Source organism: Bordetella petrii, from assembly GCF_020991325.1.
Classification (GTDB): domain Bacteria; phylum Pseudomonadota; class Gammaproteobacteria; order Burkholderiales; family Burkholderiaceae_B; genus Bordetella_A; species Bordetella_A petrii_E.
The window spans coordinates 1-22,447 of sequence record NZ_JAJMLX010000048.1 but is presented as its reverse complement, the minus strand read 5'-3'; the positions used below and the strand labels follow the sequence as shown (position 1 = coordinate 22,447).

At 67.2% G+C, this 22,447-nt stretch carries 18 protein-coding genes; 12 read left to right on the top strand and 6 right to left on the bottom strand.

What is annotated here, in order from left to right:
* The 3 genes from LPZ50_RS07425 to LPZ50_RS07415 all read left to right on the top strand — a co-directional run.
* The coding region (locus LPZ50_RS07425) for an efflux RND transporter periplasmic adaptor subunit (protein ID WP_230659358.1) at window positions 1–1,119 on the top strand (1,119 nt) is incomplete at its 5' end.
* On the top strand, window positions 1,116–4,196 hold the full coding sequence (locus LPZ50_RS07420) for a multidrug efflux RND transporter permease subunit (protein ID WP_230659355.1): 3,081 nt from the start codon (window positions 1,116–1,118) through the stop codon (window positions 4,194–4,196). The genes LPZ50_RS07425 and LPZ50_RS07420, both read left to right, overlap by 4 nt.
* Entirely contained in the window at window positions 4,196–7,279 is a 3,084-nt protein-coding gene (locus tag LPZ50_RS07415; RefSeq protein ID WP_230659360.1) for an efflux RND transporter permease subunit, read from the top strand. The genes LPZ50_RS07420 and LPZ50_RS07415 overlap by 1 nt, the downstream gene beginning before the upstream one ends.
* Here the strand turns inward: LPZ50_RS07415 and LPZ50_RS07410 are convergent, their stop codons facing one another.
* Genes LPZ50_RS07410 through LPZ50_RS07390 form a run of 5 tightly spaced genes read right to left on the bottom strand, consistent with a single transcriptional unit; the run spans window position 7,280 to window position 12,286 of the window.
* Entirely contained in the window at window positions 7,280–8,128 is an 849-nt protein-coding gene (locus LPZ50_RS07410) for an enoyl-CoA hydratase/isomerase family protein (protein ID WP_230659352.1), read from the bottom strand.
* Window positions 8,129–8,154: 26 nt separating this feature from the next.
* On the bottom strand, window positions 8,155–9,249 hold the full coding sequence (locus LPZ50_RS07405; protein ID WP_230659351.1) for a nitronate monooxygenase: 1,095 nt from the start codon (window positions 9,247–9,249) through the stop codon (window positions 8,155–8,157).
* A 1-nt stretch (window position 9,250) separates the two neighbouring features.
* Entirely contained in the window at window positions 9,251–10,222 is a 972-nt protein-coding gene (locus LPZ50_RS07400; protein WP_230659349.1) for a tripartite tricarboxylate transporter substrate binding protein, read from the bottom strand.
* 42 nt (window positions 10,223–10,264) lie between these two features.
* Window positions 10,265–11,419 carry an acyl-CoA dehydrogenase family protein gene (locus LPZ50_RS07395; protein WP_230659348.1) on the bottom strand — a complete coding sequence of 385 codons (1,155 nt, stop codon included), beginning with the start codon at window positions 11,417–11,419 and terminating at the stop codon, window positions 10,265–10,267.
* A 27-nt stretch (window positions 11,420–11,446) separates the two neighbouring features.
* On the bottom strand, window positions 11,447–12,286 hold the full coding sequence (locus LPZ50_RS07390; protein WP_230659347.1) for an IclR family transcriptional regulator: 840 nt from the start codon (window positions 12,284–12,286) through the stop codon (window positions 11,447–11,449).
* 126 nt (window positions 12,287–12,412) lie between these two features.
* Here LPZ50_RS07390 and LPZ50_RS07385 point away from each other — a divergent pair, with 126 nt between their 5' ends.
* The 7 genes from LPZ50_RS07385 (at window position 12,413) to LPZ50_RS07355 (ending at window position 19,812) form a co-directional block, all read left to right on the top strand.
* Window positions 12,413–13,624 carry a CaiB/BaiF CoA transferase family protein gene (locus LPZ50_RS07385; protein ID WP_230659346.1) on the top strand — a complete coding sequence of 404 codons (1,212 nt, stop codon included), beginning with the start codon at window positions 12,413–12,415 and terminating at the stop codon, window positions 13,622–13,624.
* Between the two features lie 12 nt (window positions 13,625–13,636).
* Window positions 13,637–14,710: a CaiB/BaiF CoA transferase family protein gene (locus tag LPZ50_RS07380; protein WP_230659345.1), complete on the top strand. Its 1,074-nt coding sequence runs from the start codon at window positions 13,637–13,639 to the stop codon at window positions 14,708–14,710.
* A 50-nt stretch (window positions 14,711–14,760) separates the two neighbouring features.
* Window positions 14,761–15,663, top strand: a complete 903-nt coding sequence (locus tag LPZ50_RS07375) for a LysR family transcriptional regulator (RefSeq protein WP_230659344.1) — start codon at window positions 14,761–14,763, stop codon at window positions 15,661–15,663.
* Between the two features lie 95 nt (window positions 15,664–15,758).
* Window positions 15,759–16,979: a CaiB/BaiF CoA transferase family protein gene (locus LPZ50_RS07370; RefSeq protein ID WP_230659343.1), complete on the top strand. Its 1,221-nt coding sequence runs from the start codon at window positions 15,759–15,761 to the stop codon at window positions 16,977–16,979.
* 42 nt (window positions 16,980–17,021) lie between these two features.
* Entirely contained in the window at window positions 17,022–17,780 is a 759-nt protein-coding gene (locus LPZ50_RS07365; protein ID WP_230659341.1) for an enoyl-CoA hydratase/isomerase family protein, read from the top strand.
* Window positions 17,781–17,857: 77 nt separating this feature from the next.
* Window positions 17,858–18,826 (top strand): Bug family tripartite tricarboxylate transporter substrate binding protein, encoded by a 969-nt coding sequence (locus tag LPZ50_RS07360; RefSeq protein ID WP_230659339.1) that lies wholly within the window; start codon window positions 17,858–17,860, stop codon window positions 18,824–18,826.
* On the top strand, window positions 18,823–19,812 hold the full coding sequence (locus LPZ50_RS07355; protein ID WP_230659337.1) for a quinone oxidoreductase family protein: 990 nt from the start codon (window positions 18,823–18,825) through the stop codon (window positions 19,810–19,812). The genes LPZ50_RS07360 and LPZ50_RS07355 overlap by 4 nt, the downstream gene beginning before the upstream one ends.
* A gap of 9 nt (window positions 19,813–19,821) precedes the next feature.
* On the opposite strand, the gene LPZ50_RS07350 is transcribed toward LPZ50_RS07355, so the two are convergent.
* A complete protein-coding gene (locus LPZ50_RS07350; protein WP_230659335.1) occupies window positions 19,822–20,724 on the bottom strand; it encodes a LysR family transcriptional regulator in 903 nt (300 codons plus the stop codon).
* Between the two features lie 114 nt (window positions 20,725–20,838).
* On the opposite strand from LPZ50_RS07350, the gene LPZ50_RS07345 reads away from it, so the two are divergent.
* Complete coding sequence (locus LPZ50_RS07345; RefSeq protein ID WP_230659333.1) at window positions 20,839–21,837, top strand: Bug family tripartite tricarboxylate transporter substrate binding protein; 999 nt, start codon at window positions 20,839–20,841, stop codon at window positions 21,835–21,837.
* Window positions 21,834–22,447, top strand: a 614-nt coding sequence (locus LPZ50_RS07340) for a lyase family protein (RefSeq protein WP_268903270.1), incomplete at its 3' end; no start/stop codon positions are given. The genes LPZ50_RS07345 and LPZ50_RS07340, both read left to right, overlap by 4 nt.

Genomic DNA, 22,447 nt, shown 5'->3' with positions numbered 1-22,447 from the left:
CTGGCCGTGGCCGGCCTGGCCGTATGGGCCTTGCGCCCCGCGGGCACGCCGCCGCCCGCCATTCCCAGTTATGCACAGATGCCCGTGCCGGTCAGCATCGTCCTGGCCGAACTCGGCTCGCTGCAGATGGACTTGCACGCCGTCGGCACCGTGACGCCGCTGCAGCAGGTGGCGATCCGCAGCCAGGTCGATGGCGAACTGGCGCGCGTGCATTTCCAGGAAGGCCAGCGTGTCGCGCAGGGCGACCTGCTGGCGGAAATCGACGCGCGTCCCTTCCAGGTGCGCCTGGCCTCGGCCGAAGGCGAAGCCGAACGCATCCATGCATTGTGGCAAAACGCCCGCACCGACCTGCGCCGCTATCAGGCACTGGCCAGGCAGGATTCGGTGGCGGGCCGCCTGCTGGATGAAGCACGCGCCCAGGAACGCGCCTACGCCGCCCAACTGCGCGGCGCGCAAGCGCGCGTGGACGAGGCCCGGCTGCAGCTGTCGCATACCCGCATCGTGGCCCCGCTGGACGGACGCATGGGCCTGCGCGGGGTGGACGCCGGCAATCAGGTGCGCGCCGCCGATACCGCCAGCCTGGCCACCCTCGTGCAGACCGCGCCGATCTCGGCGCTGTTCACCATTGCCGAAACCCGCCTGGAACCTTTGCGGCAGGCCCTGGCCGAAGCGGGCCAGGCCGGCCTGCGCGTGCAGGCCTGGGACGCCGACAACCGCCGGCTGCTGGCCGAAGGCACGCTGCGCGCCCTGGACAACCGCATCGACCTGGGCAACGGCACGCTGCGCCTGCGGGCCCATTTCGACAACCAGGGCGAGCCGCTGTTTCCCAACCAGTTCGTCAATATCCGCTTGCGGCTGGCGCGCACCGGACAGGCCGTGGTCATTCCGTCGGCCGCCGTGCAGTACGGCGCCGCCGGGCCCTATGCCTATATCATCGACGACAAGCAGCGCGCCGCGCGCCGCACGCTGGTGCTGGGCCCCGCCACGGCAGGCCGGGTGGCCGTCGTACAAGGCCTGCAGCCCGATGACAAGGTGGTGCTGGAAGGCATCGACCGCCTGGAGGACGGGCGGGCGGTGCTGATCGTGGAACAAGCCGGCCAAGGCCAAGGAACCCTATGAGTCTGTCGCGCCCCTTTATCCTGCGCCCGGTCGCCACCTCGTTCCTGATGATTGCGCTGCTGCTGTCGGGCTTACTGGCGTGGCGCATCATGCCGGTGGCCGCGCTGCCGCAAGTCGATTACCCGGTCATCCAGGTCACCACGCATTACCCGGGCGCCAGCCCCAGCGTGACAGCGCGCGCCATCACCGCGCCGCTGGAACGCCGCTTCGGCCAGATTCCCGGCCTGAACCAGATGTCGTCATCCAGCGGCAGCGGGGTGTCGGTGATTACGCTGCAGTTCTCGCTGGACGTATCGCTGGGCGTGGCCGAACAGGAAGTGCAGGCAGCCATCAGCGCCAGCAGCGCGCTATTGCCCGACGACCTGCCGGCCCCGCCCATCTACCGCAAGGTCAACCCCGCGGACGTGCCCATCCTGACACTGGCGGTCACGTCGGACACCCTGCCGCTGCCCCAGGTATACGACCTGGTGGATACGCGCATGACGCAACGCCTGGCGCAGTTGTCGGGCGTGGGCATGGTCAGCCTGGCTGGCGGCCAGCGTCCGGCCATCCGGGTACAGGTGAACCCCACCGCGCTGGCAGCCTATGGCCTGGGCCTGAACGATGTGCGGGAAGCCATCGGCGCCGCCAACTCCAACCTGCCCAAGGGCAGCTTCGACGGCCCGGTGCGCTCGGTGATCATGGATGCCAACGACCAGCTGCGCAGCGCCGCCGAGTACCGCGCGCTGATCGTCGCGTGGCGCGGCGATGCTCCCATCCGCCTGGAACAGGTGGCCACGGTGGAAGACGGCGCCGAAGACCGCTACCTGGCGGCCTGGGTGAACGAACGCCCGGCCGTGCTGGTGAACATACAGCGCCAGCCCGGGGCCAACGTCATCGCCGTGGCCGACCGTGTCAAGGCGCTGCTGCCCCAGTTGCAGGCCAGCATGCCGGCCGCCGTACAGGTGAACGTATTGACCGACCGCACCGAGAGCATCCGCGCCTCGGTGCGCGGCGTGCAGCTGGAACTGGTGTTCGCCGTGGCGCTGGTGGTAATGGTTACCTTCCTGTTCCTGCGCAACCTGCCGTCCACCATCATTCCCAGCCTGGCCGTGCCGTTGTCGCTAATCGGCACCTTCGGGGTCATGTACCTGGCGGGTTTTTCCACCAACAACCTGACCCTGATGGCGCTGACCATCGGCGCGGGCTTCGTGGTGGACGACGCCATCGTCATGCTGGAAAACATCGCGCGCTATCGCGAACAAGGCCACAGCCCCATGCAGGCCGCGCTGAAGGGCGCCGGGCAGATCGGCTTCACGCTGGTGTCGCTGACGGTGTCGCTGATCGCGGTACTGATCCCGCTGCTGTTCATGGAAGACGTGGTGGGCCGGCTGTTCCGCGAATTCGCCGTCACGCTGGCGGTTGCCATCCTGATATCGCTGGCGGTGTCGCTGACACTGACACCCATGATGTGCGCGCGGCTGCTGCCCGCCCCGCCGGCCACGCACCGCTCTGGTTTCCTGGACGGCGTCATCGAGCGCTACGGCGCACTGCTGGACATTACCCTGCGCCACCAGCGCGCCACGCTGCTGGTCATGCTGGGCACCGTGGCCCTGACGGGGCTGCTATACCTGGCGATACCCAAGGGCTTCTTTCCGGTGCAGGACAGCGGCGTGCTGCAAGGCGTGACGCAAACCGCGGAAGATGCCTCGTTCGACGTGGTGGCGCAGCGCCAGCAAGCCGTGGCGCGCGCCCTGCTGGCCGATCCGGCGGTGGACAGCCTGTCGTCATTCATCGGCATCGACGGCGTCAACACCACGCTCAACAGCGGCAGGCTGTTGATCAACCTGAAACCCCACGGCGAGCGCGGCGCGCCGCTGTCCGCCGTCATGGAGCGGCTGTCCGAACGGGCCGCCCAGGTACAGGGCATGCACCTGTTCCTGCAGCCGGTGCAGGAATTCAATGTCGAAGACCACGTCAGCCGCAGCCAGTACCAGTTCACCCTGACCTCGCCCGACGCCGACCTGCTGCAGCAATGGAGCCACGCGCTGGCCACGCACCTGGCGCGCCAGCCGGCACTGGCCGACGTGGCGGCCGACGTGTACAGCGGCGGCCGGCAAGCCTATTTGTCGGTATCGCGCGACACCGCGGCGCGCCTGGGTGTCAGCATGGACGATGTGGTGCAGGCGCTGTACAGCGCCTTCGGGCAACGCCAGATCGCCACGCTGTTCACGCAGTCGAACCAGTACCGCGTGGTGCTGGAAGTGGACCCGCGCCATGCGGCCGACCCCACCGCCCTGGAACGTATTTACGTGCGCGCCGAGGGCGGCGCCACGGTGCCGCTGGCCACGCTGGCCACGGTCAGCGAACGCGCCGTGCCGCTGGCCATCAACCATGTGGGCCAGTTTCCGTCGGTGAACGTGTCGTTCAACCTGGCCGATGGCAGTTCGCTCAGCGACGCCACCGACGCCATCATGGCGGCGCGCGCCGCCATCGGCATGCCCGACAGTGTGGAACTGCGCCTGCAGGGCGCGGCGGCCGCTTTCCAGGCTTCGCTGTCGAACACCCTGTGGTTGATGCTGGCCTCGATCATCGCCATGTACCTGGTGCTGGGCATGCTGTATGAAAGCGCCATCCACCCCGTCACCATCCTGTCGACCCTGCCCTCGGCCACCGTGGGCGCGCTGCTGGCCCTGCTGCTGACCGGCAGGCCGCTGGACCTGATCGCCGTCATCGGCATCATCCTGCTGATAGGCCTGGTGAAGAAGAACGGCATCATGATGGTGGACTTTGCCCTGGAAGCCGAGCGCGTGCGCGGCCTGGCGCCGCAAGCCGCCATACGCGAAGCCGCCCTGCTGCGCCTGCGCCCCATCCTGATGACCACCCTGGCCGCGCTGTTCGGCGCCATTCCACTGATGCTGGCCAGCGGCCCGGGGGCCGAACTGCGCCAGCCGCTAGGCTGGGTCATGGTGGGCGGGCTGCTGGTCAGCCAGGTGCTGACCCTGTTCACCACCCCGGCGGTGTACCTGTTCTTCCACAAGCTGGGCCACCGGCGCCGGCCCGCCGCGGCCCCCGCGCCTGACACCGACGCGCCATGATGGCACGCGCCTTCATCCGCCGGCCCATGGCCTGCCTGTTCCTGGGCGCGGCGCTGATCCTGATCGGCGCGGTGGCCTGGCGGCTGCTGCCCGTGGCGCCGCTGCCTCAGGTGGACTTTCCCACCATCGAAGTGCGCGCCACCTTGCCTGGCGCCAGCCCCGAGAGCATGGCCAGCACCGTGGCCGCGCCGCTGGAACGCGCGCTGGGCAGCATCGCCGGCGTCACCGAGATGACCTCGTCCAGCAACCAGGGCGCCACCCGCGTACAACTGCAGTTCGAACTGGACCGCGACATCAACGCGGCCGCGCGCGACGTGCAGGCCGCCATCAATGTGGCGCGCAGCGAACTGCCCGCCGGCATGCCCGAGAACCCCACCTACGCCAAGGTGAATCCGTCGCAGGCGCCCATCATGGCGCTGGCCCTGAGCTCGGCCACGCGCCCGCCCGGCGAACTGTACGACCTGGCCTCTACCGTGATGGCGCAACGCATCTCGCAGGTGAACGGCGTGGGCGACGTATCGCTGGGCGGCAGTTCGCTGCCGGCGGTGCGCGTGCAGGTGAACCCGCATGCCCTGGCCCATTACGGCGTGGCGCTGGACGATGTGCGCGAAGCCATTGCCCAGGCCGCGCCCATGGCGCCGCTGGGCCACCTGGAATCGCCAGAGGGCCGCTGGGAAGTGGGCACCCATGCGCAGCCCCGCAGCGCCGCCGAATACGAACGCCTGACGGTGCGCCAGCAGGATGGCGCCATGACGCGGCTGGGACACGTGGCGCAGGTCAGCGACTCGGTGGAAAACCGCTACAGCAGCGGCTTCCACAATGCCGACCCGGCCGTGGTGCTGACCATCAACCGCCAGCCCGGCTCGAACATCATCGAGACCATCAACGCCATTCACGACACCCTGCCGGGCCTGCGCGCGCTGCTGCCGGCCGATGTGAACCTGACGGTGGTGCTGGACCGCTCGCCCGGCATCCATGCCACCCTGCGCGAGGCGCACATCACGCTGGGCCTGGCCGCCGGCCTGGTCATCCTGGTGGTGTGGCTGTTCCTGGGCAATGCGCGCGCCGCCGCCATTCCCAGCGTGGCTATTCCCGTATGCCTGATCGCCACCTTCGCGATCATGTACGTGTACGGGTTCTCGCTGAACAACTTGTCGCTCATGGCCCTGATCGTGGCGGCCGGCCTGGTGGTGGACGATGCCATCGTGGTGCTGGAGAATATTTCGCGCCATCTGGAGCGTGGCCTGACGCCGCAGCGCGCCGCCATGCGGGGCGTCAGCGAAGTCGGCTTCACGCTGGTGGCCATGACGCTGGCGCTGGCCGTGGTGTTCGTATCCATCCTGTTCATGGGCGGGCTGGTGGAACGGCTATTCCGCGAGTTCTCCATCACCCTGGTGGCCGCCATGGTGATCTCGCTGGCCATTTCGCTCACCATCATCCCCAGCCTGTGCGCACGCTGGCTGCGCCCGGCGGCCGCCACGCCGCGGCCGCCCTCGGCGCTGAACCGCGGCTTTGCCCGCCTGCAGGCCTGGTACGGCAGAACGCTGACCGCCGTGCTGCGGCATGCCTGGCTGACGCTGGCCCTGCTGGGCCTGGTCATCGGCCTGAACGTGTTCCTGTACGTGCAATCGCCCAAGAGCTTCATGCCCACGCAGGATACCGGGCAGCTGCTCGGCTTCGTGCGCGGCGACGACGGTTTTTCGTTCCAGGTGATGCAGCCCAAGATCGACACCTACCGCAAGCTGGTCATGGCCGATCCGGCCGTGCAGGACGTGATCGGCTACAACGGCGGCAACCTGGGCATCAGCAATTCGCTGTTCCTGGTGCGCCTCAAGCCCCTGGCCGAGCGCGGCGAATCCGCCGATGCCGTCATCAACCGGCTGCGCACCAACGCCCCGCCCGTGCCCGGCGGCATGTTCTTCCTGATGGCCGACCAGGACTTGCGCATGCCCGGCGGCTTCGGAACATCGGGCGACCATGAACTCAACATCATGGCCAGCGACGTGCGGCTGCTGCGGGAATGGGCGCGAACCATTTCGCAGGCCCTGCAGAAGGTGCCCGAACTGCGCGACGTGGACGCCGAAGGCGACGAAGCCACGCAGCAGGTCATGGTGAACATCGACCGCGCCGCCGCCCAGCGGCTGGGCGTGGACCTGGCCACGGTCACGTCCGTGCTGGGCAATTCGTTCAGCCAGCGCCAGGTGGCCACCCTGTACGACCCCTTGAACCAGTATCGCGTGGTGCTGGAACTGGATCCGCGCTACACCGAAGACCCGGCCATTCTCGAGGAAATCCAGGTCATTACCGACAACGGCCAGCGCGTGCCGCTGACCGCCTTCGCCACCTACGAATACGGCTCGGTCAACGACCGCGTGTTCCATGACGGCCTGTTCGCGGCCGTGGGCATCGGTTTCTCGCTGGCCGACGGCGTGTCGCTGGAACAGGGCCTGGCCGCCATCGACCGCACCATGGCCGAACTGATGGTGCCGGCCGGCATCCAGACGCGCCTGGGCGGCAGCGCGGGCGATTTCCGCGCCATGCTGCAAGAGCAGCCCTGGCTGGTGCTGGGCGTACTGGTGGCCATTTACCTGGTGCTGGGCATTCTTTACGAAAGCCCGCTGCATCCGCTGACCATTCTTTCCACCCTGCCCTCGGCCGGCGTGGGCGCGCTGCTGGCCTTGCGGCTGGCCGGCCTGGAATTCACCCTGATCGCGCTGCTGGGCCTGTTCCTGCTGATCGGCGTGGTCATGAAGAACGCCATCCTGATGATCGATTTCGCACTGGCGCTGGAACGCCGCGAGAACCTGCCGCCCGAAACGGCCATTCACCGCGCTGCAATGCTGCGCCTGCGGCCGATCATCATGACCAACCTGGCCGGCCTGCTGGGTGCCCTGCCGCTGATACTGGGGCTGGGCGAAGGCTCGGAACTGCGGCGTCCGCTAGGGGTGGCTATCGTGGGCGGGCTGGCGGTCAGCCAGATTCTGACGCTGTACACGACGCCGGTGGTGTATTTGCTGCTGGATCGACTGCGCCAGCGCCGGGCCGGCGCCACAACCGGCGCGGCGGGCATCCAGGCGCGCTAATCAGCCGGCCGGGGCGCCGCCGATGCCCGTGGCCGCCCCGTCGCGGTCCCAGTCGTATACCTGGGCCTGCTTGCCGACGAAACGTTCGACAGCCGCCCGATGGTACGCGGCGGACATCGCCACCGCCTGGGACAAGGCCTCTTGATTGGCCAAGGATGCATAGTCGGTGTCGAAACTCTGGTTCAGCATCCGCTTGCTCATGGCCAGCGCATCGGCCGGCCCACGGCACACCTGGGCCGCCAGGGCGCGCGCAGCATCGGCCAGTTCCTGCGGTGCATGGATGGCGTGCGCGATTCCCAGCGCCAGGGCCTCCGGGGCACCCACCGTACGGCCGGTCAAAATAATGCCGCGCGCGGCAGACAAGCCGGCAATGCGCGGCAGCAGATAGTGGGCTCCGAAATCCGGCACGGCCCCGATGCGCGGAAACGACATGCAGAACCGCGCCCGCGACGATGCCAGCACCAAGTCCGCGTGTAAAGCCAGGCTGAAGCCCGCGCCCGCCGCCGCACCGTCGACCTCGGCAATGACCAGCGCGTCCAGTTCCAACAGCCTGCGCAGCCAGGGCGTGGCCTGGCCCAGCCGGCGGCGTGTCGATACCGGCGTGCTGTGCGCCGGGTCTTGCATGCGGCTGGCCATTTCGTTCAGGTCGCCGCCCGCGCAAAAGCTGCCGCCCGAGCCGCGCAGCAACACCACCCGCACCGACTCGTCGGCCGCAACGATGTCCAGCATACGCGCGTAATCGTTGCGCAGCGCCATGGACATGGCATTGCGCGACGCCGGATTCGCATGCACGAACTCGGCCACGCCGTCTTCGATGCGTAGCGTGGCTGCCTGAAAACTAGGTTCCATCAAGGCGCTCTCGTGTCAGATACCCATCAATGCGAGGACATGCCCCGCAAGCATTCCCACGCGCTGTCCATTTCCGCCACCAGCTTCTGCATCTGGTCGGCGATGCAAGTTTCTCCTTCGATACCGAACACGCTCTGGCCCGCGGCTTCGTAGATCAGGCGCGGATCGTCATGCTCGTGGATCGACGCGAACACATCTCCGGTCAGCACCTGTTGCAGCGGCATGCCCAGCGGTTCAGGCACGCCGGGCTGCGCCCAGGCGTCTATCCAGTCGCTACGCACTACCCGGCAGGGTTTGCCGCTGTGCGCGCGCGACACCACCGTGTCCTCGCTGCCGCTGGCCACCAGCCGGCCCAACAGGGCCGGCGGGGTGTGGTTCTCGCGCGCGGCCATCCACAAGGTGCCCAGCCAGCCGCCTTGCGCGCCCATGCCGATGCAGCCCAGTATCTGCGCGCCCGTGGCAATACCGCCGGCCGCCAGCACCGGTTTCCCGTCCGCCTGCGCGATGATCTGGGGCAGCAGCGACAGGGTGCCCACCGGCCCGGTGTGGCCGCCCGCGTCATACCCTTGCGCCACCAGCACGTCCACGCCCATCGCCAGGGCCTTGCGGGCGTGCCGCAGCGACCCCACCAGCGAGCAGGTGAGCTTGCCGCGCCGGCGGGCCTCCTGGATGAGTTCGGGGCGCAGGCCGATGGCCGTGGCCACCAGCCGCGCCTGGGAACCCAGCACCGCTTCGATCTGCGCCTGGAACAGCGCTTCGGACCGGGCATGCGAAGTAAAAAAACTGGGCTTGGCCGGCGGCTTGACATCGAAGCGTTGCCGCAGCCCCGCCACGAACTCGACATGCCCTGCCGGCAGCGATGCGCGCAGGCTGGCCAGGTCGGCCTGCTGCGGCACGTTGGCGGGCAGCATCAAATCGATGCCGTAGGGCAGGCCGTCCAGCCTGCGCTCGACCTCGGCCACGATGGCCGGGATGTGGTCCGGCGCGTCGCGCCCCAGGCCCAGCACCGGAAAACCGCCGGCCTGGGCAATGGCCACCACCACATCCGGTTCGTGCGAAAAACCGAAAATGGGATGGCGGATGCCCAGCATGTCGCAAACAGGCGTGCGTATCGCAGACATATTATTTAAACCCCGCGTCCGATTTCTTGATGACCTTGGCCCATTTTTCGTACTCCGCGGCCACGAACGCGTCGAACTCGGCGGGCGACTGCAGGTCCGTTTCCATGCCCAGCGTGGCGAAGCGCGCCTGCACGTCCGGCATCTGCACGATCTGCGCCACGTCCCCGGCAAGCTGGTTCAGTACTGGCGCGGGCGTGCCCGCCGGGGCAACCAGGCCGAACCAGGTGCCCACCGCGTAGTCCGGCAGGCCGCCGGCTTCCGCCACCGTGGGCAGATCGGGCAGCGCCGACGCCCGCTTGGCCGTGGTCACCGCCAGGGCTCGCAGCTTTCCGCTCTGGACATGCGGCATGGCCAGCGCCGCCGTCAGCGGCATCAAGGTCACGCGGCCCGCCAGCAGGTCGTTCAGGGCGTCGCTCTGGCCTTTGTATGGCACATGGGTAAGCGGGATCTTCGCTTCCTGTGCCAGCAGTTCCCCCGCCAGGTGATTGGACGTTCCCACTCCTGCCGTTGCGTAGGTCAGGGGCGGATCGCTTTTCTTGGCCAGCGCGATCAGTTCCGCCATGGTCTGCGCGGGCACGCTGGGATGCACCACGATCACGTTGGGCACAATGCCGAAGCCGGCAATCGCCTTGAAATCGCGCACCGGATTCCACTTGACAGTTTTCTGCAGCGTGGGCGCCACCGCGTGGCTGGGGCTGACCAGCAACAGCGTATAGCCATCGGCCGCCGCCTTGGACGCGTAGTCGGTGCCTATGGCCCCGCCCGCGCCGCTGCGGTTCTCGATGACGAAGGGTTGCCCGTAGCGCGCGGCAAGTTTCTCGCCCAGCAGTCGTGCCACCGAATCCACGATGCCGCCCGCGGAGAACGGCACAACAATCTTCACAGGCTTGTCGGGATACGCCGCCTGCGCCGCGGCCGGGGCCAGCAGGCTGGCGGCGACGGCGCCTGCCGCCAAAAGGGATGCTAGCTTCATGATGTCTTGTCTCCTTGCTTTTTCTGGTCTGTGCCGGCGGTTTCAGGCCGGCATGGCCGCCATGGTCCGCTTTGCGATATTGGTAATGTGGACCTGGCTGGTCCCTTCATAAAGACGGAACACCCGCACATCGCGGTAGAAGCGTTCCGCCACGTTGTCGGCGATATAACCGCTACCGCCAAACACCTGCACCGCGCGGTCGGCCACCCGGCCGCACATTTCCGATGCGAACAGCTTGCACATCGACGCCTCCAGCGTGACGTCCTCGCCGGCATCGCGCTTGCGCGCGGTTTCCAGCACCAGGGCGCGCGCGGCGTGGGCTTCCATATTGCTTTCGGCGATCATCTGCTGCACCAGCTGGAACTCGCCGATGGGCTGTCCGAACTGTTTGCGCGCATGCGCGCGGGCCACCATTTCGCGCACCAGGCGCAGCGCCGGGCCCACGCACAGGCCGGCCAGATTGATGCGCTGCTTGTTCAGGGCGCGCATGGCCGTGCGGAATCCCTGCCCTTCCATGCCGCCCACGATGGCGCTTTCGTGCACGCGCACGCGGTCCAGCACCACCTCGCCCACGGGCGAGCCGTGCTGGCCCATCTTGCGGTAGGCCGCGGGAGTGGATAGCCCCGGTGTGCCGCGCTCTACCAGGAATGCCGTGATGCCGGCCGCCCCCTTGCGGTCGGGATCAGTGCGGGCGAACACAGTGAACAGATTGGCCAGCGGTGCGTTGGTAATGAAGCACTTGCGCCCGGTAATTTCGAAATGCGCGCCGTCGCGTACTGCCACGGTTTGCAGCGCCGTGGCGTCCGAACCCGCCTGCGGCTCGGTCAGGGCAAAGCAGCCCGTCACCTCGCCGCTGGCCAGCAACGGCAAGTACTTGCGCTTTTGCTCGGCGGTGCCGTCCACCACCAGCGATTCGGATGCGATGCCGGTATTACCGCCAAACCGCGCGCGAAAGGCCGTTGCCACCTGCGACACCTCGATGTTCACCAAGGCCAGTTCTTCGGTGGTGAGGCCGGCGCCGCCGTACTCCTCGGGAATACTGTGGCCGAACATGCCCAGGTCCCGCATGCGTTGCACCACCGGCTCGGGGATCTCATCGGACTGGTCCACCAGTTGCTCGATGGGCAGGCATTCCTCGCGCAGGAAGCTGCGCACTTCCTGCAGCAGGGCGTCGAACTGGGCGGTATCTCGGATCATGGTTTTCCTTGCAATCGAAAAAATGCTTCACAGCAGCCCTTGCGCGAATTCCAGCTGGTGTACCGACTCTTTCAGCAGCGGCACCACTTCACGCACCAGGCGATCTTTCTGTACCCGGTGCGCGGCGATCGTGCAGTTCATGGCCAGGGGCGGCTCGCCAGGTGGCTGCCGCAGCGGCACGGCCACGGCGTGTATCTCTTTTTGCCAGTCGCCGCGCGAATGGCAATAACCCTTCGTCTCGAACAACTTGGCATCGGTCTCCCATAGGGGGCGGCACTGCTCGAAGTAAGCCCTGTCCTGCACGCGCAGGTAGTTCAAAATGGCGGTCCGCTCGGCGGGCTGGTAGGCCAGCACCAGGGCGCGGCCTATTGCACTGGGCAGCAAGGGCCGCGAAGTGCCGATATCCGGCAGATGCTGGTTCGCCGTATCCGCGCGCACCGAGTCGATGTACACCACGTTGCCCTGGTCGCGTATGCCCAGGTTCACCGTGCACCCTGTGGTGCGCGCCAGCGTTTCCATCAGCGGCTTGGCCAGCTGCCGTATGTGCATGCTGGCCAGCAGCGGATGCCCCAGCGCCAGCACGCCCGGACCCAGGCGGTACTTCTGGAACTTGGCGTCGCGGGCCAGATAGCCCAGCAGGGTCAGCGTATAGGTCAGCCGGGACACCGTCGGCTTGGGCAGGCCGGTGCGGTCGGCGATTTCGCGATTGCCGAGCAGCGGAGCCGAAGCAGTGAATGCGCGCAATACCTCCAGGCCGCGCGCCAGGTTCATGGAGAACTGGCGGTCGGCGGAAAGGTCGTGCGGATTGACCAGGCCGGGAAGTTTGATGGTGTTCACTTTGCGGGATGTCGGGTTTCGCGTGGACATGATTGGCGGTTCGAAATAGGCAGTCAACGATTCGAGAAGAGTGTTTCGCTGTGCGAAACACCTGATTGTCGGCTATCCGCGCATGCGGCATAAGAGGCGCTTGCACAACTTTTTTCTGGCAGACGCATGGACCAACCCGCTACGAATTCCGGCGCCCTGGCGGGCGTACGCATCCTGGACATGGCCACCGTGCTGGCCGCTCCCAGCGGCGCCACGCTGTGCGCCGACCATGGCGCCGATGTCGTCAAGCTGGAACTGCCCGACGGCAGCGATGCGCTGCGCCACATGCAGCCGCTGCAAGGCGACATGGCGCTGTGGTGGAAAGTGGCCAACCGCGGCAAGCGCGGCATTACCCTGGATGTACGCAAGCCCCGCGGCCGCGAGCTGCTGCTGGCGATGTTGCCGCGCTTCGATGTGCTGGTAGAGAACTTCCGCACCGGCAGCCTGGACCGCTGGGGGCTGGATATCGACACCTTGCACCGCGCCAACCCGCGCCTGATCGTGGTGCGCCTGACCGGTTTCGGACAAACCGGGCCGTACCGGTCCAGGGCGGGCTTTGCACGCGTGTTCGAAGCCATGAGCGGCCTGACGAACCTGACCGGCGAAGTGGGCGGCTCGCCCTTGCACAGCAACTTCCCGCTGGGCGACTCCATATCGGGCATCTTCTGCGCGTTCGCCATCGCGGCTGAAGTGGCCCGCATGCGCGGCAATCCCGATGCGCGGGGAGTGGAAGTTGACCTTGCCGCCACCGAGGCACTGTTCCGCATGCTTGATCCGCTGCCGGTGGAACACGAAAAATTGGGACAGGTGCGGCGGGCCGTCGGCAACCGCACCACGTACACGGCCCCGTCCAACATGTACCGCAGCCGCGACGGCGTGTACTTTTCACTGGTAGCTTCCTCGCAGGCCATTTTTCTGCGCCTGTGCGCTGCAGTGAGGCACCCCGAATGGGCCACCGACCCGCGCTACGACACCGCCCCGAAACGGGTGCAGAATATGGAAGCACTGGATGCGGAACTGGCGGCATGGTTTGCCGAGCGCAGCTACGAAGACATCCGCCTGCAGCTCGAACCCCACGAGATTCCATTCAACAAGGTATACGACATCGCGGACATCAAAGCCGACCCGCACTTCCAGGCGCGCAACGCCATCATCCGCTTGCCCGATCCCGACTACGGCAGCCTGCCCGCGCCCTGCATCGTGCCGCGCGTGGCCGGGCGCGACATGCCCGCGCCGCGCTCCGGCCCTGCCGTCGGCGAACACAACGCGGCGTTCTATGGCGAATTGGGCCTGGACGCGGCCGCGCTGGAAGAACTGCGCGCGCAGCGCGTTATCTGACGGAAGGCCAGCATGAACGGACCATTGGCGGGATTGCGCGTCCTGGAACTGGAAGCCATCGGCCCCGTGCCGTGGGCCGGCATGATGCTGGCCGACATGGGCGCCACGGTGTTGCGCGTAGAGCGCCCCTTGGCGGCCGACATGGGCGTGCCGCGCGATCCCCGCTACGAGCTGACCGCGCGGGGTAAGCAGGCCATGGCCGCCGACCTGAAAACCGAAGCCGGGCGCCAGGCCGTGCTGGACAAGGTGGCGCACAGCGATGTGCTGCTGGAGGGCCTGCGCCCCGGCGTTCTGGAACGCCTGGGCCTGGGGCCCGACGCCTGCTGGCAACGCAATCCCGCCCTGGTGTATGGCCGGGTAACCGGATGGGGGCAGGACGGCCCCCTGGCCAGCGCCGTGGGCCACGACATCAACTACCTGGCCGCCAGCGGCGCCCTGCATGCCATCGGCCCCGCCGACGGCCCGCCTGCGGTGCCGCTGAATCTGATCGGCGATTTCGGAGGCGGCGGCATGCTGTTGCTGGTGGGCGTGATGGCCGCCGTGTTCGAGGCCCGCAGCAGCGGGCGCGGACAAATCGTTGACGCCGCGATGGTGGACGGTGCCCTGGCCATGCTGGCGCCCATATTGGGTCGCTGGCAGGCCGGCCAATGGCACGACCAGCGCGCCAGCAACCTGCTGGACGGCGGAGCGCATTTCTACACCACGTACGCCACATCCGACGGCAAGGCCGTCGCAGTCGGCGCGATCGAGGCGCGCTTCTATGCAGCCCTGATCGCCGGGCTGGGACTGGACATACAGTCGCTGCCTCCGCAACATGACCAGGCCTCCTGGCCGGCCATGAGGAAACGTCTGGCGGCCATTTTTGTGCAGCACACCCGGCAGCACTGGAACCAGGTTTTCGACGGCACCGAAGCCTGCGTCACGCCGGTGCTGTCACTGGCGGAAGCTGGAACGCATCCGCACTTGGCTGCCCGCGGCAGCTTCGTTGAACTGGACGGCGTCCTGCACCCAGCGCCAGCGCCCAGGTTTTCCCGCACGCCCGGGGCAATCGCCTGGCCGCCCGCGGCGCAGCGCGCCGGGCCATAGTACGCTACGAGTCGTCGGGCGCCGCCGTGGCGGCCTGCAACCGCAACATCATGATCAAGCTCACGATCAAGCAACTGGCCGCCATCAAGGAACTCGCGCACACGCGCAGCTTCACCATGGCCGCGGCCCACCTGCACACGACCCAATCGAACCTGAGCAACACTATCCAGGAAGCCGAAACGCTGTTGGGCGTGCGGCTGTTCGACCGTACCACCAAGTCCGTCGTGCCCACGGCGGCCGGCCTGGATTTCGCACAGGCCCTGTCGCGCGTGCTGGGCGACCTTGAATCCCAGATCGACAACGTCCAGGCCGAAGGACGGCTGGCGCGCGGCACCCTGGCCGTGGGCGTTACGCCGCTGCTGAGCAGCACCCTGGTGCCGGAACTGCTGGCCGAGTTCAACGCGCACTATCCCAAGGTAGAGTTGCGCCTGGAGGATGCCCCCACGGCGGAACTGATGACACTGCTGGAACGCCGCGACATCGAACTGGCCATCGGCACCTTCAAGCAAAGCGCGCCGCAGATATCCACGCAGGTGCTGTTCGATGACAAGCTGGTCGCGCTGTCGCATCCGGCCCTGAAACTGCCCCGGCGCATTACCTGGGAAGCGCTATGCGCGCACCGGCTGGTCAGCATCGTCAGCCACAGCAGCGTGGGCCGCATCATCGAACACACGCTGTGGTCGGTGCACCAGCGCCGGGTCCGCAGCATCATCCAGTCGCATCATTGGCTGACGGTCATGTCCCTGACGCACGCCATGAAGGCGGCCTGCATCGCCCCGCAGTACGCGCTGGCCTCGCATTACGGCGACATGCTGCGCCGGTCCGACCTGATTGCCCCCGAAGTACAGCGCACGGTGTCGGTGGCCACCTTGAAAGACCGCGAACTGTCCGCCGCGGCCGCCCAGTTCCTGGCCATGCTGCGGCAGCGGCTGCGTGCCCCAGTCTCGCGCTGATTATCGATTCTATAAATGAGTAGATCCAGATAATCAATTTTCCTAATGGGCAGCGCGGGCCTAGACTTTTTCCGCGATGCCCGAAAAGGAAAACGATGAGTGAACTGGACGACAACGCTGTCGCGCGCGGCAGCGCCTTGCCCCTGAACGGATTTACCGTACTGGACCTTTCCATTGCCCGGGCGGGCCCGGTGGCGGTGCGCCTGCTGGCCGATTGGGGGGCCACCGTCATCCGGATAGAGCCGCCCCCGAAGCAGGATCGCGGTTCAGTCACCGGGAAGCGCCGCAGCGCCGACGAACAGAACATGCACCGCAACAAACGCAGCCTGTGCGTGGACCTGAAAACCGCCGACGGCGCCGAGATCCTGCGGCGCCTGGTGCAGAAAGCCGACGTGGTCGTCGAGAACTTCCGGTCGGTGGTGAAAGACCGCCTGGGCCTGAACTACCAGCAGTTGCGGCAGGTAAAGCCTGACATCATCCTGGCCAGTATCTCCGGGTTCGGACAAAGCGGCCCTTATGCCGAGCGGCCGGGCGTGGACCAGATCATGCAGGGCATGTGCGGCCTGATGTCGGTAACGGGCGAGCCTGGCACCATTCCGTCGCGCGCCGGCATTGCCATCTCCGACACCACCGCGGGCATGTTCCTGGGCCAGGGCATTCTGCTGGCGCTGCTGCACCGGGCCCGCACCGGGCAGGGGCAATGGGTGCATACGTCCCTGCTCGAGGCCATGCTGAACAAGCTGGATTTCCAGGCCACGCGCTACACCGTCAATGGCGAGATCCCTTCCCAGGAAGGCAATTTCCATCCCACGCTCGCCCCCATGGGTACGTACGATGCCCGCGACGGGCTGGTGAACATCGCGGCCAGCACCGAGCGCATGTGGACGAACCTGTGCCAGGCCCTCAATGCCGAAGCACTGCTGGCGCGGCCCGAATACCAGGGCCGTACGGCGCGCTTCCAGAATCGCCATCAGCTGAATGCGGACATCAACGCGGTGACGTCCAGGTTCACTGTGCAGGATCTGGCCGAACGCCTGAACCCCGCCGGCGTACCTTGCGGCCCGGTCTACAACATAGGCCAGGCCTTCGAAGACCCCCAGGCCCGCCATCTGCGCATGACGCGCCCGGCCCGGCATCCCGTGCTGGGCAGCCTGCAGCTGCTGCGCTCGCCCATCAATCTGTCAGGTTTTCCGCATCCGGAAAACTTCGAGCGTGCCGCACCGGACCCCGGCCAGCACAGCGCGGAGCTGCTGCGGGAACTGGGTTTCAGCGACAAGGAAATCGAAGCCTGGCGCGCCACGGAAGTCGTTTCCTGACGCCGTCGATACATAAACCAGCCGCCCCAAGGGCTAGGAGACATGGACATGGAAGCAGGCCTTCCGGAACTCAGCATCAATGGCAAGATTGCCACGCTTGCGCTGCGGCGGCCGGACCAGGCCAACCGGCTGGGGCCGGACGACCTGGCCGCCATCCAGGCGCATATACAGGCCGTGAACGAGAACGAGCAAGTCCAGGTGCTGCGCTTGCAAAGCGCGGGCAAGTACTTCTGCAGCGGCTACGACATCGGCAAGCTGGGCGGTGAGCGCCGCGTCGACTTCGAGACAGTGGTCAACCTGCTTGAGCACGCGCGGCCCCTTACCGTTGCCGTCATCCATGGCGGCGTGTATGGCGGCGGAACCGATCTGGCGCTGGCCTGCGATTTCCGGCTGGGCGCGCATGGCGTCGACATGTTCATGCCTGCGGCGCGCCTGGGCCTGCATTTTTACCGTTCAGGCATGGAGCGGTATGTCAGCCGCCTGGGCCTGAACGCCGCCAAGCGCCTGTTCCTGGCGGCCGAGCGCATCGACGCCGCCGAGATGCAGCGCATCGGCTTCCTGACCCACCTGGCCGCGGCCGATGCCCTGCCCGGCCTGGCCGACGAGCTCACGGCCACGCTTACCGCCATGGCCCCGCTGGCCGTCATTGGCATGAAGAAGCACCTGAACCGCATCGCCCGCCACGAACTAAACGCGGATGAGCTGAGTCGCGACATTGCCCGCGCGGCGAATTCGGAAGACTTGAAAGAAGGACGCGCCGCGTGGCTGGAAAAGCGGCCACCCCGTTTCCAGGGACGCTAGGGCCTGTTCACGCCAAGAGGAACCCGGCACAGGCGCTGGCCCCACCACACCGGCAACAACAAAAAGAGGAGACAACAATGCGACGAAAACTATTCACGCACCTGTTCGCGGCGTTCCTGGCCGTGGCGGCAATGGGCGCCCGCGCCGACACCTACCCCGACCGCCCGATACGGCTGCTGGTCGGCTACAGTCCGGGCGGCGCCGCGGACATCATCGGCAGAATCGTGGGCGATGCCTTGTCGCGCAAGCTGGGGCAATCGGTCATCGTCGAGAACCGGCCGGGCGCCGGTAGCACACTGGCCTCGAGCTTGCTGGAACAGGCCCCCGCCGATGGCTATACGCTGGGCCTGGCCACCGGCACCCTGTTCGGCATGGACCAGTACCTATACAAGACCAAGTACACGCCGGACGACTTCACACCGCTGATGCGGCTGACGGTTTCGCCCCTGGTACTAGCGGTGAACAACGACCTGGGCGTCGACAGCGTTGGCGAGCTTATCGAACTGGTGAAATCCAAGCCGGGCGCGCTGAATTATTCATCATCGGGCATAGGCGGGTCGCCCCATATGGCCGCGCTGATCTTCCTGCACGCCATCAACGGCAGCATGACGCACATTCCCTACAAGGGCGGCGCTCCCGCGCTGCAGGGGGTGGCCGCGGGCGATGTGGACCTGTCTTTCGGAACCGCCCCATCCGTGCTGCCGTTGGCCGAGAAGCATATGGTGAAGATGCTTGGCGTTTCCACGGTAGAACCTTCGGACATCGCGCCCGGCGTGCCGCCTATCGCCAGCCAGGGCCTGCCAGGATTCGACTTCACATTCTGGTTCGGGCTGTTCGGCCCCGCCGGACTGCCCCCCGCCATACAGGAAAAACTGACTCAAGCCACGATCGCGGTGCTGAACGATCCCGACATCCGGCAGAAACTGCAGAGTACCGGCAACACGGCCGCGCCCATGAAATCCAGCCAGGAATTCGAAGCCTGGGCGCAAGCAAGCGGCGACTTCATCCTGAAGCGCGCCCAGGACGCCAAGGTGAAAATGGAATGACCGCCCTGCCATCGCACGCCATGCTGATCCGCCGGCATGGCGGCCCCGAGGTGCTGGAATGGACAGCCATGGACGTGCCCGCACCGGGGCCGGGCGAAGTCCGCATTGTCCAGCATGCCGTTGGACTGAACTTCGCCGACATCTACCTGCGCAAGGGCGCCCACGGCCCGCACGGCGCCACGGCGTTTCCCGTGGTGCCCGGGTCGCAGGGCGCCGGCATCGTGGAATCCGTGGGGCCGGGCGTCACCGGCCTGGCCGCCGGAGACGCGGTGGCGTATCTGCATCCGGGCGCCTACGCCCAGGCACGGCTGGTGCCCGCCGAGCGCGTCATCGCGCTGCCGGACGGCCTGACGCTGGAGACGGCAGCCGGCACGCTGCTGCGCGGCATGACGGCGGAATACCTGCTGCATCGCCTTTACCGTGTCCTGCCCGGGCAGTTCGTGCTGGTGCACGCCGCGGCGGGCGGCATGGGGCAGATTCTGTCGGCGTGGGCGCGCGCGCTGGGCGCCCACGTCATCGGCACCGTGGGGTCCGACTCCAAGCGGGATATTGCGTTGGCACACGGATGCCATGACGTCATCAACTACCGCACCGAAGACTTCGCGCAGGCCGTGGACCGCATCACAGCCGGCGCCGGTGTGTCCGTGGTTTATGACGCGGTGGGGCGCGATGTGTTCCTGCGTTCGCTGGACTGCCTGGCGCTGCGCGGCATGGCCATCAACTATGGCACCGCATCGGGCGACGTCGAGGCCTTCGACCTGCAGCGCCTGCATGCCAAGTCATTGACGGTGTGCCGGCCCACCCTGAAAAGCTTCGTGGGCACGCGCCCGGAACTGTTGGCGTCGGCGCGGCACTATGCGCAGGCCGTGCGCGGAGGGCAGGTGCGCGCAACGGTGGCGCACCGCTACCCCCTGAAGGATGCCGCGCGTGGGCATGCGGACCTGGAAGGCCGGCGCACGGCGGGCGCCATTGTGCTCATTCCCTGACCCGGCGGCTCAGCCCTGCTTCAGTTGTGCCGCGTCTTGCGCGCACTGCAGCAGGGTGCGCACCCAACGCGCGCGCGGCGAGCGATGCCGCCACAGCAGCCCCAGTTCCCGCGGCGGCGGCGCCAGTTCGCCGCCGGCCTTGGGCACGGGCGGTACGGGCAGCTTGCACAGATTCGAGCCGGCCAGGCCCTGGCCGATGTCCGGCACCAGCCCCACTCCCAGCCCCCGCTCTACCAGCAAGGCAATGGCCATGACGGAATTCAGCTCGACCCGTTCGTGCGGCCGTATGCCTTGCGCCTGCAGATAGCGGTCGGCCAGGTTGCCGCCCGCCAGTTGCCGGTCGTAGCGCACCAGCGGCGCATTGCGCAGCAGTTCCAGCGGGTCGCGGCCGGCATCGCGCGCATGGACAAGCACTACCAGTGGTTCCTGGCGCAACGGCGTCCAGCAAACTGTCTTGGGCAAGTCGAAAGACAGCTTCAGGCACAGGGCGGCGTCCAGTTCCGATTGCACCAGTTCACTGTACAGCGCCGGGGTAATGCCGATACGCAGGGCAATGCGCACACTGGGGTGGCGATCGCTGAAGGCCTGCAGGATATCCGGCAGGAAGCCGTGCAAGGCCGTGTTGACCGTGCCCAGGCGCAATTCGCCCGCGTCTTCATCGGTGCTGACCCAGACACGCAGGGCATCGGCGTCCTGCACCAACAGCCGGCCGCGCTCTACCAGGCGCTGCCCGGCGGCCGTGGGCCGCACACTGCGCCCCTGCCGCTCCAGCAGCGACACATTCAATTCGCGCTCCAGCGCGCGCATCTGCTGCGCCACGGCGGCCGGGCTCAGGCCCAGCTGGCGCGCGGCCTCGGACATGGATCCCAGGGCGACGACCTTCAGGAAATTGTTCAGGTAGCGAATGTCCATGGCCCGTAATTTCTTTCATTTGATGAAAGCCGCACATACTGGTTTGCCGCGATGAAGCAGGACGACAATACCAGGCTGGCTGGCCCAGCCCTATATCTACACCAAGGAGACCCGATGCATCGTCCCGCCCCCCATTCCCCCGCCCGACGCCGCGCGCTAAGCGCCGCCCTGGGCCTGGCGGCCCTGTCCGTGAAACCGGCCTGGGCCCAGGGAAGCAACCCCGTCATGCGCATCGTGGTGCCGTTTGCCCCGGGCGGCGGCAACGATGTACTGGCCCGCCAGTTGGCGCACAGCCTGACCGAGGTATTCCAGCAGGACGTCATCGTCGAAAACAAGCCGGGCGCGGGCGGCAACCTGGGCACCGAACAAGTGGTGCGGGCCTCGGCGCAAAGCAATACGTTTCTACTGGGCCACACGGGCACGGTGTCCATCAACCCGGCCCTGTACAAGAACCTGAAGTTTAATGCGTCCACCGACCTGCAGCCCGTGGCCATGTTCGCGTCATCGGCACTGGTGCTGGTGGTGCCCGCGGGCTCGCCCATCCAGAACGTGGCGCAACTGGCCGAGGCCCTACGCCGCGCAGGCTCGGACATGGATTACGCCTCCAGCGGCCCCGGCACGGGCGGGCACCTGACGGGCGAGATGTTCCTGCAGACGCTGGGCGCCCGGGCCGTGCACGTGCCGTACAAAGGAACCGCCCCGGCCCTGGCGGACGTCACGGGCGGATTGGTGGATTTCAGTTTCAGCGTGATCCCCGCCGCGCTCACCCTGATCAAGGCGGGCAAGCTGCGCGCGCTGGGCGTCACGGGCTCGACCCGCACCCACTTGCTGCCGGACGTTCCCACCCTGGCCGAATCCGGCGTGCCCGAGCTGAAAGACTTCGCAAGCACCCTGACCTACGGAATCCTGGCGCCCAAGGCGGTGCAACGCGACGTGATCCAGCAGCTGGAATCCCGCATACTGAAGGTCGCCGCCATGCCGGCCTTCCAGTCCAAGCTGGAAGTGGAAGGCGCCGAGCCCATGCTGGGCGATGCCGCCGCGTACGGCCGTAGAATCGAAGAAGAAAGCCGCAAATGGGGCGCGGTGATCACGGCATCCGGCGCAGCGGTATGAACATGCAAGCCTCCGGCATGCAGGTTTCGCTGATAGACGAATGCCTGAATCCCGCCGCCGACACCGAACTGTTCACCGATAGGCAATGGCTGGACGCCCTGTTGCGCTTCGAGGCCGCGCTAGCCAGGGCTCAGGCCGCCAGCGGCCTGATTCCCGCGTCCGCCGCGGAGGCGATTGCGCAGGCCTGCGCATCCGTGGAACTGGACCGTGCGGCATTCGTCCGGCGTACCCAGGATACGGGGGCCTTCGGCATAGGCTTGGTCGACCCCATCAAGGCCCGTCTGGCCAGCCAGGCGCCCGAGGCGCTGCCCTATCTGCATTGGGGCACCACAACGCAGGACGCCGTCGATACCGCCCATGCCCTGCTGACCCAATCCGCGCTGGCCGCGCTGCTGGACACGCTTGAAGCCTTGGTGGACACCCTGTGTTCCCTGGCGCGCACCCACGCGGCCACGCCCATGCTGGCGCGCAGCCTGCTGCAGCCCGCGCAGATCACCAGCTTCGGCTTCAAGTGCGCCCAGTCCGCGGCCGCCCTGCAGCGCAGCGTCGATCAACTGCGCGCGCAGGCGCCGCATGCCTTGTGCGTACAGCTGGGCGGCGCCGTGGGCAA